Genomic DNA, 17,880 nt, shown 5'->3' with positions numbered 1-17,880 from the left:
AACAACCCACACAATTCTAAATAAAAACAGATGTTTCGACTTAAATTATCATTTCTCTTATTGATTCTTGCGCTAAGCTTTTCGGCAAGTGCACAAATGAATAATGCAGCATTAGCTAAAAAATATCAAGCTTTGATAAACAAAGCTGAAATCAGCGATAGCGGGTTTATCAGCATTCATATGAATGACGGTAAATTGTGGTTTGAAATTCCCGATAGCATTATGGGGAGAGATTTGTTGATTGGTAGCAGGGTAGAAGAAATTAGCTCTACCAAAAATGCAGTTGCTGGTCAAATGATGCACAATCCAATCTTGGTAAGATTCAGCCAGGATGATAAGAGCGTATATCTGCATATAATAGATACTGAAAAGGTAATGGATGCCAAGGATCCTATTAGTATTTCTTTCGATCGAAACAACATTCAAACCATTTATACTGCTTTCAAAAAGGAAGCACGAAACGCAAGGAATAGCTCATCGGTAATTGATGTTACCAAATTCTTTAACAATCAAATTCCTCAAATTTCACCATTTGGTGGTGGTAGCAGGGGAAAAGTAATACCTGAAGCTACAAAAACCATTGACGCAAGAGCATATGATGGCAATGTTGAAATTGTAACTCAAATGGGATTTATGGGAAAGCGCAGTCAATTTATGTGTTCATTGCACCGCTCAATTGTTTTACTTCCCAAAGAACCTATGCGTCCTCGTTTAGCAAGTGCCCAAATTAACTACTACGAAGAAGTAAGAAAAGAATTATCATCTGAATATATGGATGTAAAATCCTACTCATATATTAGAAGATGGAGACTAGAACCTAAAAAGGAAGACATTCAAAACCATAAGAATGGCAAATTGGTTGAACCTAAGAAACCAATTGTATTTTACGTAGACAATTCGATTCCTGAAAAATGGAAATCATATATTAAGACTGGTATTGAAGATTGGCAAATGGCATTTGAGAAAATAGGATTCAAGAATGCAATTATTGCTAAGGATTATCCGGTAAACGATACCTCTTTTCACGCCAACGATTTTACAAACAATTGCTTTAGATACATTACTACTGAAAAAGCAAATGCTATGGGTAACCATTGGATTGATCCTCGTTCCGGAGAAATCTTACAGGGTGATGTGCTTTTTTATCACAATGTGATTAGCAAACTGTACCAGTGGCGTTTTTCTCAGACAGCTGCAAACGATCCTGCCATTAGAGGAAATATGAATGATATTTCAGATGAAATTTTAGGAGAGTTAATTCGTTACGCTGCTGCACATGAAATTGGACACTGTTTGGGCATGAAGCATAATTATAGAGCATCTTATGCTTTCCCTGTAGACTCATTACGATCGCCAAGCTTCACCAAGAAATATGGAACTGCCGCTTCAATTATGGATTATGCTCGAAACAATTACATTACTCAGGCTAAAGACAAAGGAGTAAGCCTAACTCCACCTTTACTGGGAGTGTATGATTATTTCGCAATTAAATGGGCATACCAACCTATTTACGAAGTAAATACAACAGAAGAAGAAATTGTAACATTGAACAAATGGTTCCAAGAGCGTAGCAAAGATGATATGTATTTGTTTGGTGCTAAAAATGGTATGGGAGATGGAACTTTAGATCCTTCTGTTTTAACGGAATCCTTAGGAAATGATGTAGTGAAAGCAAGTCGCTACGGTGCAGTAAATGCAAAGCTAATCATGAAGAATCTGATTGAATGGTCTGCTGCTGATGAGCTTGGAGATGATCATTTGCGATGGATGTACGATGGTGTAATCAAACAGTACAACAGGTACTTTAAACATGTTGAAGCCAGATTAGGAGGTGTTTTCGAATTTGATGTTACCAATGAGACTCATCCCGAAAAATATGTGGCAGTAAGTTGCAAAAAGCAAAAGGAAGCTGTGGACTATATCATGGATGAATTGCTTGCCCAATTTGATTGGATGAAGAGTGAAGATTTAGAGAGAAGACTGGGAAGTCTGGATCGCGAAATCATGAATTCGCAAGGCAAAAAGATTGAAGACCTGTTGAACAGAGCTGTTCTGGTTAGAATGTATACATGCACAACTGAATCAAAAGACTCATATACAGTGGGTGAATATTTAGCAGACATTACAGATAGATTATTTAATGTATCGGCTAAAAAGCAACAAACAGACTGGATGAGAAATATGCAGGTAGAATATGTAAAAGGTCTGCAAAAATTATTGAAAGATAATGCCGATAAAGGTGGTCATGTGTTTAATAATTTAATCATGGCTGACATTAAAGCAGAATTAGAATCTATTAAGAACATTTCGATCAAACGAGCTGAAAAGGGAAATGAAAACATCAAAAAACATTTCACCTTCCTTAAATATATTTTGAACTAAATCATAGTTCAGTAGAGTAAAGAATAAATTGAATTAAAAAGATAATTGATGAATGTAAATTCATCAAATGGGGAGACCTACAACTGAATTTAAAATGCTTAGACTAAAATTATTGTTTATTTGCTTGGTGCTGTCAGTAGCATCAGTAAAGGCAGACGAAGGAATGTGGATTCCATCGCTATTAAAAAAATACAATATCAAGGACATGAAAAAGGCAGGATTTAAACTGTCTGCTAATGATGTTTATGATATCAATAAAATTTGCCTGAAAGATGCTATTGTTGGATTAGGATCGAAGAGTAATCCTACAACTTTCACAGGAAGCGGATCTTTCATTTCGGAATCAGGATTGGTATTAACCAATCATCATACTGTGGTATCTTATTTACATAAGCATAGTAGCGAAGAGCATAACTATTTGAGAAATGGTTTTTATGCTCAAAACCAACAAGATGAGTTGCCAGCTAAGGGATTAACCCTGTCGAGATTGGTTCGCTTGCAAGATGTTACCGAGGATCTTTTGAACCGAACAGAGACTTTGTCGGACATCGAAAAGAGTCGATTAATTAATAAGAGAGCCAAGGAAATTACTGCTAAGGCTAAGGAAGGAAACCATTATCAAACAAAGATAAAATCCTACTTTGGTGGAACTCAATATTTTCTTGAAGTATATGAAATCTATCGCGATGTAAGAATTGTTGCAATGCCTCCTTTGACATTGGGAAAGTTTGGAGGAGAAACCGATAACTGGAAATGGCCTCGTCAATCGGCAGACTTTGCGATACTTCGCGTTTATGCGAATTCTAACAATGAATCATTAAAATATTCAATTGCAAATGAGCCGATCAAACCGGTAAATCACTTGGAATTATCATTAAAAGGATACAAAGATGGTGATTTTGCAATGGTATATGGTTTTCCGGGTAGTACAAAGCAATATGTAACGGCCAGAGCAATTGAACAGGTTGTTGATGTTACAAATTACCATGGAATCAAGATCAGAGATGCCAAAATGGAGATTATTAAAGAAGCCATGAATAAAAATGAAGATTTATGGTTGAAATATTCCGATTTCATGGCGAAAACATCTAACCGTTTGTTACGCTGGAAAGCAGAACTTCGCGGAATTGAAAAATTAGATTTGATCAAACTGAAAAAGAAGGAAGAAGAAGAATTTACAGCTTGGCTTAATTCATCAGAAGATCGTAGAGAAAAATATGCAGATATCATTCCTGGCATTGAATCGTGTGTTGCACGTTTAGATACTATTGAAAAATTGAATATGTATGTGTTCGAGGGCGGTATTAGAGGTGGAAATTTTGTTGCTTTTGCAGGTAAGTTTGATATGCTGAATGCCATAAGTTCTCGTAAAAATGTGAACGAAAAACGCCTGAACAAAGAGTTGAGAAAGCTGAGAGTTGAAGCCTCAAACTTCTACAATGCTTATGATGTTGAAACAGAGAAGACCTTCTTAAAAACACTTGTAGCCTTATACGATAAAAATGTTGGTGATCAGTACAAGCCAGCTGCTATTGTAAATGCAAGAACCAAATACAATGGTGATTTCAACAAGTATATTGATGATATTTTTAGTCAATCATTGTTTGCATCCAAGGAAAGCTTAATTGAGTTTCTAAAATATTTCACAAAAGAGGACCGAGAAAAATTAGCGAACGACCCAGTATTCGACTTATGCTTGAGCTACTTCCTAATCAACAAAGACATGGTATACATGCAACGGGCTACCATCAGAAAAGAGTACGGCAAATATCATAAAAGATATTTACAAGCAGTAAAAGCAATGAAAGGTGACGAAAAAATCATCGCTGATGCAAACAGAAGTCTTAGAGTATCATATGGAAATATTGTTGGGATTAATGATGAAGGAATTGAATACTCATATATGTCTGACTTAAATGATTTGGTTGAGAAAAGTAAGAAAGACGCTAAAACTTATGAAGTGCCAAATGGATATCTTGAGTCTTGCGAAAAGGCAATTCAGGAATCGAAGAAAACAATTCCCACTTGTTTTATCAGCAACTGCCACACCACGGGAGGAAATTCAGGTAGTCCTGTTTTAGATGCCAAAGGGAGATTGATTGGTTTGAACTTCGATAGTGCAGGTAACGGATTAGTAGGCGATTACAAGTTTATGCCTGAACTTACCCGTCAGATCTCCGTTGACATTCGCTATGTGCGATTTGTATTGGAACATCAATTAAAAGCAAAAGCTTTGTTGGAGGAGTGGAAGTAATACTTTGACGAAACTTAAGAAATAAAAACATTTACTTATGAAACATTCACATTATCTAATCTTGATTGTACTGCTGTTATCAGCTTGTAATTCTTACGATCATGAGTCCTATATAGCTCAATTTAAAGCTGATTTTGATAATGAAATTAACAATTATCAGGTGAGTGCACAGGATTCTGCTCGTCTTCTTAAAACAAATGGGCAAAGTATTCAGGAATTTAGAACGGAAAAGATTGCCAACGACCGTTTCTATATTGATAATTACTCCTGGTATCAGTTGGGTAAAAACCTGATGTTATCACCAAAGGAAGCGCAAGTAGAAGCCAATAAATATGGTTTTAATCGTCCCTATTACTTTCTGGAATTTTTAAAGAGCAAAGACACCAAAGGTCCAGTTAAAAGGCAGGCAATGAATGATGTGCGCAATCGCTTGTATAATAAGCATGGTAAAGATTCCGTTCAAATTTTTGGATGTGATGCTTCTGATTTGTTTCGAGCTGTGAAAAGACATGAGAAATACGAATACTTCTTTTTCTTGAAGGTTGATTTTGAAAAGGTGAAAAATGCCAGTGACAAACAGAAGAAAGTAGCTGCACAAATGATGGGTGGTGCATTAAACAGATTAACAGAAAAATTAGAGGTTAAAGATAACAGGTATTATTTGACTATTTCAAAAGGTGAGGAAATAGGTATCTCTGAAAATCTATTTACAGTTGGTAAAAATATTTACATTAAAATGAATGAGCATCTGGATTCATTGGAAGAAACAAATCCTGAATTTGTGGAGAAAGTTGACTTAGGAACACAAAATGCAAAGTTTCGAATCAACAAATGGGAAGATGCTTTAAAAATGTATGAATATTATATTGACAAATAAAAAGCATTAGGTATTCTAATTGTTGGTAATTAGAACATCTGATTTAGTTAGTGTTATTGAAGAGAGCCCTTACCGGGGCTCTTTTTTTTGTTTAAATGATAAATAAGAGGAAACATATTTATATCTTGATTGTTTGTATAGACAAATAAGAATGATACAACAAAATGAGAAAACTACTATCCATCCTTTTTATACTCCTTGCTATTAATTGCTATTCGCAAATTAGTACTTCCATATCAGGATATGTAACAGATGAGACAGGAATGGCCTTAATTGGTGCATCAGTTTATCTTGAAAACACAACGCAAGGTGCCATTACCAACGAAAATGGTTATTACCAGATTGAAAAGGTAAAGCCCGGATCCTATAATTTGGTAGCAAGCTATTTGGGATACAAAAGTCAAACGCGTTACAATATCGATGTTAAATCGGTAGGAAATCAAGAATACAATTTTGTTTTGGAAGAAGCCCCAACCAACTTGTCTGAAGTAATTGTTTCCAATCAGAATAAGATTACACGCCCAAGAGAAACACCGCTTTCAACACAATCCTTATCAGCAGTTGAGATTGCCACCTATCCTGGTGGAAATAATGATGTGGTACGTGTGGCACAAACATTTCCAGGCATTTCGCCATCGCCGGGAGGTTTTCGAAATGATTTGATCATTCGTGGTGGAGCACCCAACGAATCGGTTTATTATTTGGATGGAATAGAGATTCCCAATATCAATCACTTTAGTACGCAGGGGAGCTCGGGTGGTCCGGTTGGGATGTTGAACGTATCCTTTATTGATGATGTAATGCTTTCGACCTCGGCATTTGGCAGTCAGTATGATAATGCGCTATCGGGAGTTTTACAATTCAGCCAGCGAGAAGGAAGCCGCTCTTCCTATCACACCAATTTTAGATTGAGTGCCAGCGAGGCTGCCTTAACTCATGAAGGTCCCCTGTTTAAAAAGGGAAAAGAGCAGAGCAAAACCAGTTATATGGTTTCTGTACGACGTTCTTATCTTCAGTTTTTATTCGAACTGATAGGATTGCCAATACGTCCCGACTATTGGGATTATCAATACAAAGTCACACATAGAATCGACAAATACAATACCTTAAACTTAATTGGATTGGGATCGATTGACGATTTTGCTGTAGATGACAGTGGAGATATTGAAGGAGATGAACTATCCATACTGGAGCAAGCTCCTTTTATCGAGCAGCAGAGTAATACCATAGGCCTAAGTTGGAAACACCGATTTAAAACGGGAAAGGGATTTATGCAGACAAGTCTTAGCAACAACTCGTTAAAGAATGATTTTTCTCGTTATGAAGACAATCGAAACCAAACGGGGCTTTACTTTAGAAATGATTCGCGCGAAAAAGAAACCAAACTTCGTTGGGCAGTAACAACCTTTAAAAATGATTGGAAGATTCAAACTGGTTTAAATATGCAGTACAGCGATTATGAAAACAAAACCCTTGATTTGAACGACAATTATGCCTACAAAACCGAAATTGATTTCATGAAGTATGGTGGATTTGCCAATATCACGCGAAGCTTTCTGGATGAGCGAATGGATCTTTCTTTTGGCCTGCGAGTGGATGGAGACAGTTTTACCAAAGGAAATTCTTTGCTTTCGACTTTATCGCCTCGTATGGCTTTATCTTACGAGTTTGTGGATGATTGGAAACTGAAAGCATCAGTAGGAAGATATTACAAAATAGCACCCTATACCATTTTGGGATACCAGGAAAATGGAAGCTTTGTGAATCAGGATGCGGATTACACCAGAAGTGATCATTTTGTTCTTGGACTGGAAAGAATACTAGGACCAGCAGCCAGCATCAGTTTAGAGGCATTTTACAAGAGGTATAGCGATTATCCGGTATCCATAGCAGATCAGGTATCCCTGGCCAATAAAGGTGCCGATTTCGAGGTACTGGGTAACGAAGCGGTTGAGACCCTTGGAAAGGGAAGAAGTTATGGACTGGAATTGCAGTTTCAGCAAAAGCTAAGCAAGCGATTCTACGGTTTGTTTGCCTATACCTTTTTCTATAGTGAGTTTACGGGATTCGATCGCAGCAAATATTTGCCATCGGTATGGGACAGTCGTCACCTTTTGTCATTCACCGGAGGATACAAACTCAAGAAAAACTGGGAGGTTAGTGCACGCTACCGTTTTGCAGGTGAAACACCAATTGTGCCAACCAATCTGGACGAAACTTTGAATCGCTATCCCGAAATTGTTTTGGATTACAGCAGAATGGGAGAGGATAAACTGGGTGTTTTCAGCGAACTGGATGTGCGAATTGATAAAAAGTACAATTTCAAGAAGTTATCTCTGGAGTTTTTCCTGGAGATTCAAAATCTACTCATGCATAAAACCCCCGAAGCGCCCGAGTACATTCTGGCAAGAGATGAGAATGGAATGATCACCGAACCTCGAAGCTTGGAGCAGGTAGTGGAAGAGGAAGGATCACCAATTCCTACCATTGGTATTGTGATTGATTTTTAATTTGGGAAGAGCTTCCTAATTCTTTTCTTATTTTGAGGATAATACAAAAAGAGGATGTCCAAAAAGTTCAATATTATTGTCATTCTGATCCCGAAGGCTCGGGAGAAGAATCTGTCCCTTCGATAAGCAGATGTTTCACTTCATTCAACATGACATTATGTTCGATTGAACTTACTTTTTGGACAGCCTCTTTGCTTATTATTTCTTCTCTTCTCGTAAAATTTTCTCCATTTTACGACCTTTGGCCAATTCATCAATCAGCTTTTCCATTTGTCTACATTGTCTGTACAGTTCAAATTCATCCTCGATTTCTTCAATTCGATAGCCACAAACAACTCCTTTAATCAAGTGTGCGTTGGGATGTATTTTAGCTCTTTGAAAAAAACTTTCAAATGTTACCTTCTCATCAATAAGCTCTTGCAATTTCTGTTCATCAAAACCGGTAAACCATTCTATTACCTGGTTGAGTTCTTCTTTGGTTCTGCCATTCTTTACCAACCTATCCAGGTAAAGTGGATAAATGCTTGCAAAGATCATTTTGGCAACTTGTTCATTCTTTTTCGCGGTGACTTTCATGTTCTAGGATTTGTATCAATAGCTGTCTGTGAATGTACAAAACAATCAAACCATTACAAAGGCATCCTATTTATTTAAGCTGGGTGAGGGGAGAGACACGCTACCACACGAGACTCTTCTTGTGCTTACAATTTACCAATGAAGTGCAAATGAATCGCTCACCGATAGTGAGTTGGATTAGCAATTCTAACTAAGCTTTAATCTCCTTTATTATTTGTCAGATTTTAATTTGCTGTAGATTTCTAAATCGGTAAATACATTTCCTGTTAGCAGTTCTCCATCTCTTTCTACTCCTTCAAATTTGAATCCTAACCTTTGAGGAATTTTTGTACTTGGTTTATTACCAACAGCACATTTTATTTGGATTCTATTGATCCCTTGTTGGTTGAAAGCAAAATCGCACAGTTTTTCTACTGATTTTGTTATAATTCCTTGTTTTTGATGTTTTTCGGAAAGCCAATAACCAATTTCTGTCTTTTGATTTAGTTTATCAGTGTCTTTAAATCCAATAAGACCAATGAATTCGTTCTGTATCCGAATTACGAATACATATTCAAACCTCTCTTCCGGTGCGTTGACAGCAGAAGATACAAATTTGTCGGTATCTGATACCTCTTTGGTAAACTCTACAAAAGGAAGCCATTTTCCTAGGTATTCCCTTTGGCTGTCAATCATTTCAAAAATAGCTTTCGAATCCGATTGTTCTAATTGTTTTAGTTCAATTTCCGTATCAACTTTTATTATTATCATCTTGTATCATTTTTGCATGGTGTTGCCGCAGCTTGTTAATTTTTTTTGATCATATTTACTGAAAACCATCCGAGTAATGTTATTATTACGATCATGATCACCCACAGCCATATCTTATTTTTGAAAAGAGGCTCTGCCACTTGAATTTCCTTTTTTGCTATTGTCATTTCCTCACCCAATTCTAATGTCATTAATGTCTCAGGAATATTGTTGGTAAATCGCTTAATGTCATAATTGGGACTTGCCGCACTTTTATTTCCGTAGGTCAGGAAATAGGTCGCAGGGATTGTGAAACGAGCAACCAATTCATGAATGTATCCTTTCACTTCGATTGTATCAATCGTTAAAGCTTGATTGTCGCGATTGTCAATAAAAATTTTTAGTTTTTGAACCGTTTTGCTGTTGAAGTTAAACTCGTTTTTCTCTAAGGAATTTAATATTCCAGAGGTCAATGTGCTGTAATTGTATTTCCATCCTTGCTCTGTCCTAAAACTGTCTGTCAAACATTTTATTGTCACAGGTCTGTAATAGTCATAAGCATCTGAAACGCCTATGTTGATTTGGCTTACACGAACAGGCAATTGCAGCTCAATATCAATTTCAGTCTGTTTGCTTTGTTTGTTTTCTTGAGTATTGATTTTCTTGATATTGTATTTTCTGAATTTGCCATCCGTAATTTCGTGTTGTTCAATACTCGCAGCACTCAGTTCAGGTTTCTCTTTACTGTGAATGAGCAGTCGGAAAAAACGATACTTTGAACTCGGGAAGGTTACATTCGTGAATTGAAAATCAGTATGGTCATTTTTGATGGATAAAATTCTGTAATTTTCAACCAGTTTGAACCATTTCTGTTGGTCTTGACTCCCTTCCAAGCTAATTCGCCAGTCAAAGTTTTCTTGCGCAAAGTTCAGCTTCATCTGATTGATGGATTCTATGCTGGGAATTTCAAAAGTGAAATAATAGCCCTTTTTGTTATGAGAAGCATTGAGTGTTTTAAATGCTACCTCTTTACGTGATATTTTTTCGGTGATTTCTCGCAAGAGAAAAGGAGCTTCAATAGTATCATTACTTGCTGTTAATCCAAAAATCCTTATGTCTGAGAGGTCTTGCGAAGTTTTTTCGAAAATTTCATTTGGTAGAATTATCTTACTCCATTGCTCTGAAACTGCGTTTAATTCTTGCTTGTAATTGTACTCAGCCATCTGCCCATAAGAAAATGAACATGCCACAATGAGGAACAAAAAACATGATATTCTAATTGGGTACTTCATCCGAAATAATGTGTTTGTATTTGTTGTATAAAAATGAAATTATCAGTAGCAGAACACCTAAAGACACGAATACAACGGTTTTTGCGATAGTGTCGAGATGTGAAATATCATAGAAAAATAGCTTGACAAGGGTTACACCGAACAGTGCAATGGCTCCGATTCTCAAATGCTTTTTCTTTTTCCAGATTCCCAATACAATTAGGAATAGTGAGTAAACTCCCCAAAGAATGCTCAATCCAAGTTTGTACGATTGTGATGATTCGGCTATGTCCATCCAATTGATTAACTCGCTGCTGGCAATCCACAAAATAGCTGTGTGCAGCAAGAAATCAAAGGCCATCCTAAGATCTCTTTGCATAAACTCTTGTCGAAGATATTTATAGCAGGCAAACAGTGCCATAGATACAAATGCGAATGAAACGTATCTTATTCCTATATTGAAAATGCCCCTTTGATAATATTGCGATAAAGCCTGTTCCAAATAGCTTTCCCGTAATTCGCTTAAGACATATAGCCCCTGAATTAAGAATACGACTAGCGTTAAAGTAATCAAGCCGAGATTAATGAGTCCCAATTTTTGATTTTTTAGTTTCCTGAAATTCACGAAAGCAAGCAATGAAACGAACAGAAGGGAGTAATTGATTATCCAGATTGTTTTGAACTTGATCAAATCGTAATTCCAATAGTAATTTGCGTACTGCTCACCGTCAGCATTAATGGTTAATGCGGAGTCTTTATAAAGCTGATGCCAGTAATTTGCAATTTCTATGCGGAAAGCATAGTAAATGGTGAAAAGCAGTATTGTCGGTATTGAAAAGGAAATGATTTTTGAAAGTCTTTTATGCGATATCAATGCAGAAGCATGGTTCTTGTTTCGATTCAGTATGTTGATGAAACCGAAAGCTGTAATAAACAATATTGAGCTTAAGAAATTGATATTGATCAAAGGAGTTATTCTTGTTTCAGCCATTTCAGGATAATAGCTATTATATACTATCATCCAGTCGTGGACAATGCTGAAAAATGCCAAAAACATAAGCGGATACGACAACTTTTCGTAGACCGGAATATTTTTCGTCCTGCCAATCCAAAACAAGAAAGCAGCTTCGCCTGCCCACAACAATGTAACCCAGTTTCCGTCTAGTTGAACAGGGATGGCAATGGTGATAAAAACCAACACCAGGCCTGAAACCAGGTAGAATAGGTTTCGATCAGCAAGTTTTTGACGATAAATTATTGCGCTTACAATAAAGTGCACAATGGCATTACAAAGTGTAAATACACCTAATAATTGCTCACCGGTATTGTGCTTGTTAAGAATTACATAGCCAATTCCATAAAAGATAAATGAGTTGGTAAGCAGCAAGATAATATCGTCAATTTTAAACTGTTCCTTTTGGAGCAACTTGTAGGCAAGAAACATCAGGTAAAAGATGACAAAAAATAGGGAAAGGAATGCCAGGGCCAAACCAAAGTATTCATCGATTCGATATTTAGATACATACCATATTAAATACATCAACCATGTTAGCCCGAATGAAGAATAGTAGAGTGGTTTCCAGTACTTTTTGAAGGCAATGACAAGAATCCCTATATTAATAATTGCCATGTAGGCAAACAAGATAGCTACCTTCCCTGAACCTTCACTCAGCAAGAACGGAACCGCATAAGCACCTACCAATCCAATATGAGCAATTACCTGTCTGTTGTAATTTATGGCTGCTATTACTGTGAAAGCCGTAAAAACAACCATCATTGCAAAAGCAATGCCTTGCGGAATCAAGTCATAAAAACTGTAGGCGGAATAGGTGATGAAATACAATATAGCCATTGCTCCACTGACAAGAACAGCACTATAATTCTCATATTTTTTCTTCAATTTTATTCCGAATCCTAAAAGCCCTAGTCCTGACAAATAGCCTAAGATTATTCTTGTTAGCGGACTGATTAAATCGTGTTCGATAGAATATTTTGCACCGATTGCAACGCCAATAACGGTAATCGCAATTCCGATTTTGTTGATTAAATTTTCACCAATGAATTTTTCAAGGTCGGACTTCACTTTCGGTGTTTTGATAACAGGTGGAGCAGTCTGTTTTGGAGGTTTTTGCTTTTGCTGTTCCTGTTGACGATAATCATACTTAGGCGTTACCTTTTCCTTTTTCAATTCAAAGTTTGTGTCGGTTACAGGTAAGTCCAGCTCCGTTTCTTCTTTTTCAACGGTCTGCTCAGTCTCGGTGGTTTTCAGTTTATCTATCTCAGTTCTCAGATGATTGATTTCTCTGGAAAAGTCATCTTGTCTTTTCAAAAGAGAGTCCAGCTTGTCAAGGAGCTGATTTATTTTGTCTTGATTGTCAGTCATATTGTTTTTTCAATGTGGAAACGTATGTATAAACGCAATGTAGCATATATTTCTCTTCTATCGCTTATTGCACAATACATACCATATGGGGATGTATTGTGCAATTATAGTTTGTGAATGTACAAAACAATAATCCCATTACAAAAGTATCATATTATTATTTAAACTTGGGAGATGGGAGGGAGTCACTTTCGCACGATTCCTCTTGTATGGTTAAATTTTTCAATAAACAACTAGAAAACTGCCATTGACAGGAGACCTGCGGAATCTAGGAAGGATTCGTGCGGCAGCGTGGGGGTAGCTTTGGGATTAATTAACTATTCAACCCAGATCGATTCACTATTTTTTATTATCCATTTGCTATTTACTTTTTGTATTGTCACTAAATCTCCATGCTGATATGAATCGTAAGTAAAATATCCCAAATTATATTCTTTGTTAAATATAATTCTTGAAAAAATAAAATGTATGCCGATTCTGTTTCCTTTATAACTAGAAAGTTTTTTCAACTTAAAAGCATTTACATTTTTAATTTGGTAAAGATCAAATTTGCGAGGAGTACCAAGTACATGCTTCAATAATTCAGATTTTGAAAAATTAATATCTCTATTGAATTTTATTAAAGTGTCATGCACGTATAGTTTTATTGGCTTATAATATGAAGTATCAATGATACCTCTTTTCTTTTCCTCTAATTTCTGCTTATGGAACTTTAACTCATTTTCAAAGCGAATAGAATCATTTTTAGTGGCATTTTTTGGTAGTGGAGCAGGAGGAGGGCCGGGACTGTATCCGTCTCTTAAAAATTCTCCAAATAAATGGACAAAAACGTCATTTAAAGCTTTAATTTCTTCCTTTTCATAAATGGTCTTCTCTCGTTGAGATTCTTTATCTCCACAAGAAAATGTTAATGATAGAAATAAAATGAATGTCAATTGTTTCAGTTTCATTTTTTTGAGTTTTTCACAAATACCACAGCAGTAGGTGCAATATTATTCTATTTCTAAATGTATTGGAATTGTAAAGAGTTGCCTAATCCTCTTTCCATATAAGTAAGCTGGCTTCCAATTGGGCATTTTTTCAGCAAGTTCAATAACTCTATTATCAATCTGCTTATTAATCCCTCTCATTATTTTTGGATTTATAACTTTTCCTGTTGAATCGATCTCAATTTGAAGAATTACTCTAGTTTTTATTGCTTCAAGATTGATTGAATCTATGCTTAGGTTTGAATAAATAAACTTGAAAAGTTCTTTTTGGCCACCAGGGTAGCTCGCATCTCTTTTCCAGTTTTTGGTCTGATCTAAACTATCTGCAATTACTCTTGCTTTATTAAGGAAGTCTAATCCATATTTATTCTTTAGTAGTTTTATCATTACAGAATCATAACAATTGTAGTAATCCAAAGAATCTGTGAAATACCATTTTATATTATAATATTTATCAAGAACATAGGTATAAGTATTTTCTACAGGTAAGAATTCTAAAGAATGAAAAGAATATTCAGATTTGGCAAAAGCATTTTTCGCTTTTCTTATTGCTTTTTCTCTTAATGTTTGTGAAAAAGAAGAGGAAAAGCTTATAAGCAAAGCCAATATTATTAATATTACCGTCTTCATCTGTTATATATGAAAAGAGATTTATTGATTTGGGTTTTATAATGAACGCTAACGGTCCTGCTTAATTTTTGGGGCATTATATAACTACAGCCTTATCAAATACCACTTGTGTTTATTTTTTTTGTTACATTATTAATTAGGCCTTACCATTTTGATCTTTTTCATACTTCCTATCATTTTTTCATAATCTGTAAAATAAGAAAGGCCATAAAGAATAATAACTAAATCATCAATTTCTACAGCTAAAATTGATAGTGCTAGTTCTATATTTTTAAATTTCGAATTATTAAAGTTAATTACAGTTCCTCCACAGGCCGCAAAATATTCGTTAATCTTAAATTGTTTCACTGTGTTTCTGCCAAAACCGTTTTTGTTTATTTTTTCGAAAATCCAACTACTCCACATTATTTCGTATTTGACAATGCTTCTTGGTTTCAAGTTGTGGCCATTTTTCAAACTTTGTCCTTGAAAAGCACAAAAGCTGATACTCATTGGAAAATCATAAGAAGTATCCCTAATCGTTATTATAGGTTTAGGAATAGTTGAAATTAGTTTCTCTGGAGTTGTATTGGACTCTTTGGAAAAGTCAGATGGAAATATGTAGTTGTTAAGATTGCTAATTACTTCGTTGTCATGTAACACTTCCCATTCTTCTGTTAAGGGAAAAGAAATGTTAGTATTTTTAAATTGTATTTTATCTTCAAATACTTCCGCTTCCAGACAATTTTCCCCTCTTGATTTTATTTCATTTATTAACTGACTCATTTTTCTTTTATGGGTGGCAACATTTCGTGGATATGGCGTGATGCTACCGATTAAGCAGGTTTGTTGTTTAATTTACTCTCGTTAAAATCTCAATTATGTATTTATCTTGGTAAATTTCGGCATGCATTATGACTTGCTGTTAACTGCAGTTTTTTCTCTTTCCAGTTCTTGCTTTTCTAGTTCAATCATTAATTCTTCGATACGTTCTTCAGTCACGCCAAGCCTGTCTAGATAATTTTTGTAATAACCGTATAGTCTCTTATCGATGTCTTTTGAATCATCAATAAAATTACAGAAATATTTGATGATTTCTTTTCTACCATAGTCTGAGTACATTTTATCAATCTCTAATTTAAAGAATTTATGTACCAGATAATTTCGTCTCTCTAATATTATTTCTAATTCTTTTTCAAGAGGTTCAGGGAGATTGTAGCTTTGTTTGATTTCATTGATGAAATTTCCCATTGTCTTTTTCGAATTCTCAACACTTTCAATTATTGTATTGACCTCTTTTTTTGTTTTTATTTTCTTCTTGAAAATCCGATCAGTCCATAACATTATAGAGAAGGTTTCTTCTAGACACTGGCTTGAATAAACTGCGTTACCGAAATGAGCAAGTACTAATTTTTGTTTACCTTCATCATCCTCAAGTTCGTACTCGAGTATTGCATTGTCGTATTGTTTCATTCTAATTGCAGTTAACGTAGAAGTGTATTTACCTACCTGAATTAGGAAGTATGGTACACTTATTATGTTTCTGCCTGTGAATGTACAAAACAATAATTCCATTACAAAAGTATCATATTATTATTTAAGGAAGAATGAGAGAGTATCTCCAATACGGAACAGATCCTCACGTAACTTTTGTTTTATGGCTTAGGGTATAGTAATCATTCTTGTCGAAGTATAGAAAGTTTCTCGTCGAAAAATATTGTAAACCTCGACGAAGAAAGTTAAAGTTCTCGACGAAAAAGTTATAGGTATCAATAGAGGGTGAAGCGATCGGGATGCCTACCAATTCTAAGTTGACTGGCATTGGGAAACATACATCTAACTTCAAGAATAAATTGGTTGCCATTAATCTTTTCGGGCACAATAAATATAAGTTCCGATGGTTTGTTTTTAATCAGGTTATCCATTCTAAATTCCGAACCATCTTCATTAACAAAGAAAATACCTTGATTTGGGTCTTGCTGATCAAATTTTAGTCTTTTGCCACGAATCGAAATAACATGATTGGCTGAGAATCGCTGCTCTGATTCCTTGGTGTGTAAATTTTGAATGGTGAGGAGTAGGGGGACATTATCATTTAAACTTATTTTTTCAAGTTTGATATTTTCCACGCATTGTTTTAGCCTATTGCCAGCCTTAATATTAATTTGAATGGAATGTTGTTTGGGATCAAAAATCTCTTTTTCACTTTCGAATACTCCTTTAATGGCAGCATGAATTTTATACATCCGAGTGTTTACATTCTTGCCTTCCTCTACTGCCTTACAAACAGCGGCTTCGTACTCTTCTATAACAGCCAATGCCTCGGCTCTGCTAACTGTTGATCCTTTGGCAATCATTGCTTCAATAATTTCCTTTTCGGATACAGTTTCGTTATCAGTAATTACAGCTGTGTATTTGTTTTTGCTATTGTTTAAAAGGAATGGTCTCAATCCAAATCGTAGTGTCATTGCCAAAAGTGTTAATGATTTTATCCATTTTGAATTTAAGAATAATTCTATTATGATCTGCTACCTGGTGAAAAATTAAGTTTCAGTATTCGATATATTTCAAAATACCATTAGCCTGGCGATAAAGGATTAAAAGCATGCTTGTATAAAAAAATCGCCACCAGATGAAGGATGACGATTTCTTAAGCTGGAAGTTTATAGGTGCATTGTGCCAATTCTCTTTTAGTTCACCTTTAGTTCGTAGTAGGTGGTTTCAGGATCTATTTCGCGGGTAAACTCGATGTTGGTGTTGTTTAAAAATACAATTTCAGCAGTGGTGTAAATCAGGTTTCCATCCACCAAATGTCCGCCAATGGTGTAGCCAGTGCTATCGGATACCGAAATGTGAATGTGCTCGCCTTTGTCGGCAAAAGTTCCGCTTAGCGATACAATTTCGAAATGTCCTTTCAAATGCAAAAGCTCTTTTTGGTTGGCAGGACGAATTTTTAGCTCTCTTAAACTACCTACACAGGTAGAGATTGATGCGGATTGCAATTCTCTTTTCTTTACAAATTGTGCCATTTCCTGCTTTAAATCCATTCCTGGCTTTAGTCGCATTGCGTAGCTTTCTACACGATTTGGCTGACAGGAAAACAAAGCAATAAAAGCTACAAGAATAAGGGAGCTGTATAATTTAAACATGTTTAATTGGTTTGAAAGTTAAGGATACAGAAGGAATTCCAAATTCCATAGCTATGGGATCAAGATGAAAACTTGAGGGGAGTGTATGTTTCAAGCATAAATTTTAGAAAGTCTGAATAGGAAAAACTCAATTTCCCTCACACCTCTAAAA

The 17,880-nt window shown here is 35.6% G+C and carries 14 protein-coding genes; 4 read left to right on the top strand and 10 right to left on the bottom strand.

Features of this window, described 5'->3' with window-relative positions; genetic code table 11:
• Positions 1–30: 30 nt before the first annotated feature.
• The 4 genes from M0051_RS09645 (at position 31) to M0051_RS09630 (ending at position 8,023) form a co-directional block, all read left to right on the top strand.
• Positions 31–2,382, top strand: coding sequence for a zinc-dependent metalloprotease (locus M0051_RS09645; protein WP_306741325.1), 2,352 nt, complete (start codon positions 31–33; stop codon positions 2,380–2,382).
• A gap of 94 nt (positions 2,383–2,476) precedes the next feature.
• Positions 2,477–4,636, top strand: a complete 2,160-nt coding sequence (locus M0051_RS09640; RefSeq protein ID WP_306741324.1) for a S46 family peptidase — start codon at positions 2,477–2,479, stop codon at positions 4,634–4,636.
• Between the two features lie 37 nt (positions 4,637–4,673).
• Entirely contained in the window at positions 4,674–5,513 is an 840-nt protein-coding gene (locus tag M0051_RS09635; RefSeq protein ID WP_306741323.1) for a hypothetical protein, read from the top strand.
• 164 nt (positions 5,514–5,677) lie between these two features.
• Entirely contained in the window at positions 5,678–8,023 is a 2,346-nt protein-coding gene (locus M0051_RS09630; protein ID WP_306741322.1) for a TonB-dependent receptor, read from the top strand.
• A gap of 198 nt (positions 8,024–8,221) precedes the next feature.
• On the opposite strand, the gene M0051_RS09625 is transcribed toward M0051_RS09630, so the two are convergent.
• The 10 genes from M0051_RS09625 to M0051_RS09580 all read right to left on the bottom strand — a co-directional run bounded on the left by M0051_RS09625 (position 8,222) and on the right by M0051_RS09580 (position 17,729).
• On the bottom strand, positions 8,222–8,599 hold the full coding sequence (locus tag M0051_RS09625; protein WP_306741321.1) for a DUF2200 domain-containing protein: 378 nt from the start codon (positions 8,597–8,599) through the stop codon (positions 8,222–8,224).
• Between the two features lie 210 nt (positions 8,600–8,809).
• The gene (locus M0051_RS09620; RefSeq protein ID WP_306741320.1) at positions 8,810–9,349 is read right to left on the bottom strand and encodes a GNAT family N-acetyltransferase; all 540 of its coding nucleotides are present in this window, start codon (positions 9,347–9,349) and stop codon (positions 8,810–8,812) included.
• A gap of 35 nt (positions 9,350–9,384) precedes the next feature.
• Entirely contained in the window at positions 9,385–10,620 is a 1,236-nt protein-coding gene (locus M0051_RS09615; protein WP_306741319.1) for a DUF3999 family protein, read from the bottom strand.
• Complete coding sequence (locus M0051_RS09610) at positions 10,604–12,982, bottom strand: DUF2339 domain-containing protein (protein WP_306741318.1); 2,379 nt, start codon at positions 12,980–12,982, stop codon at positions 10,604–10,606. Before M0051_RS09610 ends, M0051_RS09615 begins: the two co-directional genes overlap by 17 nt.
• A gap of 317 nt (positions 12,983–13,299) precedes the next feature.
• The gene (locus tag M0051_RS09605) at positions 13,300–13,932 is read right to left on the bottom strand and encodes a hypothetical protein (protein WP_306741317.1); all 633 of its coding nucleotides are present in this window, start codon (positions 13,930–13,932) and stop codon (positions 13,300–13,302) included.
• Between the two features lie 42 nt (positions 13,933–13,974).
• A complete protein-coding gene (locus tag M0051_RS09600; RefSeq protein WP_306741316.1) occupies positions 13,975–14,601 on the bottom strand; it encodes an energy transducer TonB in 627 nt (208 codons plus the stop codon).
• A gap of 132 nt (positions 14,602–14,733) precedes the next feature.
• Positions 14,734–15,366, bottom strand: a complete 633-nt coding sequence (locus M0051_RS09595) for a hypothetical protein (protein ID WP_306741315.1) — start codon at positions 15,364–15,366, stop codon at positions 14,734–14,736.
• Positions 15,367–15,492: 126 nt separating this feature from the next.
• On the bottom strand, positions 15,493–16,053 hold the full coding sequence (locus M0051_RS09590; protein ID WP_306741314.1) for a hypothetical protein: 561 nt from the start codon (positions 16,051–16,053) through the stop codon (positions 15,493–15,495).
• 296 nt (positions 16,054–16,349) lie between these two features.
• Positions 16,350–17,048, bottom strand: coding sequence for a DNA-binding domain-containing protein (locus tag M0051_RS09585; protein ID WP_306741313.1), 699 nt, complete (start codon positions 17,046–17,048; stop codon positions 16,350–16,352).
• Positions 17,049–17,270: 222 nt separating this feature from the next.
• The gene (locus M0051_RS09580; RefSeq protein WP_306741312.1) at positions 17,271–17,729 is read right to left on the bottom strand and encodes a PPC domain-containing DNA-binding protein; all 459 of its coding nucleotides are present in this window, start codon (positions 17,727–17,729) and stop codon (positions 17,271–17,273) included.
• Positions 17,730–17,880 lie beyond the last annotated feature (151 nt).

The organism is Marinifilum sp. D714, from assembly GCF_030851345.1.
Classification (GTDB): Bacteria; Bacteroidota; Bacteroidia; order Bacteroidales; family Marinifilaceae; genus Marinifilum.
This window is presented reverse-complemented; position numbering and strand designations above follow the sequence as displayed.

Bases quoted from the DNA above. Each gene is read 5' to 3' on its own strand.
- M0051_RS09645 (WP_306741325.1), top strand. From the start codon at position 31: ATGTTTCGACTTAAATTATCATTTCTCTTATTGATTCTTGCGCTAAGC.
- M0051_RS09640 (WP_306741324.1), top strand. From the start codon at position 2,477: ATGCTTAGACTAAAATTATTGTTTATTTGCTTGGTGCTGTCAGTAGCA.
- M0051_RS09635 (WP_306741323.1), top strand. From the start codon at position 4,674: ATGAAACATTCACATTATCTAATCTTGATTGTACTGCTGTTATCAGCT.
- M0051_RS09630 (WP_306741322.1), top strand. From the start codon at position 5,678: ATGAGAAAACTACTATCCATCCTTTTTATACTCCTTGCTATTAATTGC.
- M0051_RS09625 (WP_306741321.1), bottom strand. From the start codon at position 8,599: ATGAAAGTCACCGCGAAAAAGAATGAACAAGTTGCCAAAATGATCTTT.
- M0051_RS09620 (WP_306741320.1), bottom strand. From the start codon at position 9,349: ATGATAATAATAAAAGTTGATACGGAAATTGAACTAAAACAATTAGAA.
- M0051_RS09615 (WP_306741319.1), bottom strand. From the start codon at position 10,620: ATGAAGTACCCAATTAGAATATCATGTTTTTTGTTCCTCATTGTGGCA.
- M0051_RS09610 (WP_306741318.1), bottom strand. From the start codon at position 12,982: ATGACTGACAATCAAGACAAAATAAATCAGCTCCTTGACAAGCTGGAC.
- M0051_RS09605 (WP_306741317.1), bottom strand. From the start codon at position 13,932: ATGAAACTGAAACAATTGACATTCATTTTATTTCTATCATTAACATTT.
- M0051_RS09600 (WP_306741316.1), bottom strand. From the start codon at position 14,601: ATGAAGACGGTAATATTAATAATATTGGCTTTGCTTATAAGCTTTTCC.
- M0051_RS09595 (WP_306741315.1), bottom strand. From the start codon at position 15,366: ATGAGTCAGTTAATAAATGAAATAAAATCAAGAGGGGAAAATTGTCTG.
- M0051_RS09590 (WP_306741314.1), bottom strand. From the start codon at position 16,053: ATGAAACAATACGACAATGCAATACTCGAGTACGAACTTGAGGATGAT.
- M0051_RS09585 (WP_306741313.1), bottom strand. From the start codon at position 17,048: ATGACACTACGATTTGGATTGAGACCATTCCTTTTAAACAATAGCAAA.
- M0051_RS09580 (WP_306741312.1), bottom strand. From the start codon at position 17,729: ATGTTTAAATTATACAGCTCCCTTATTCTTGTAGCTTTTATTGCTTTG.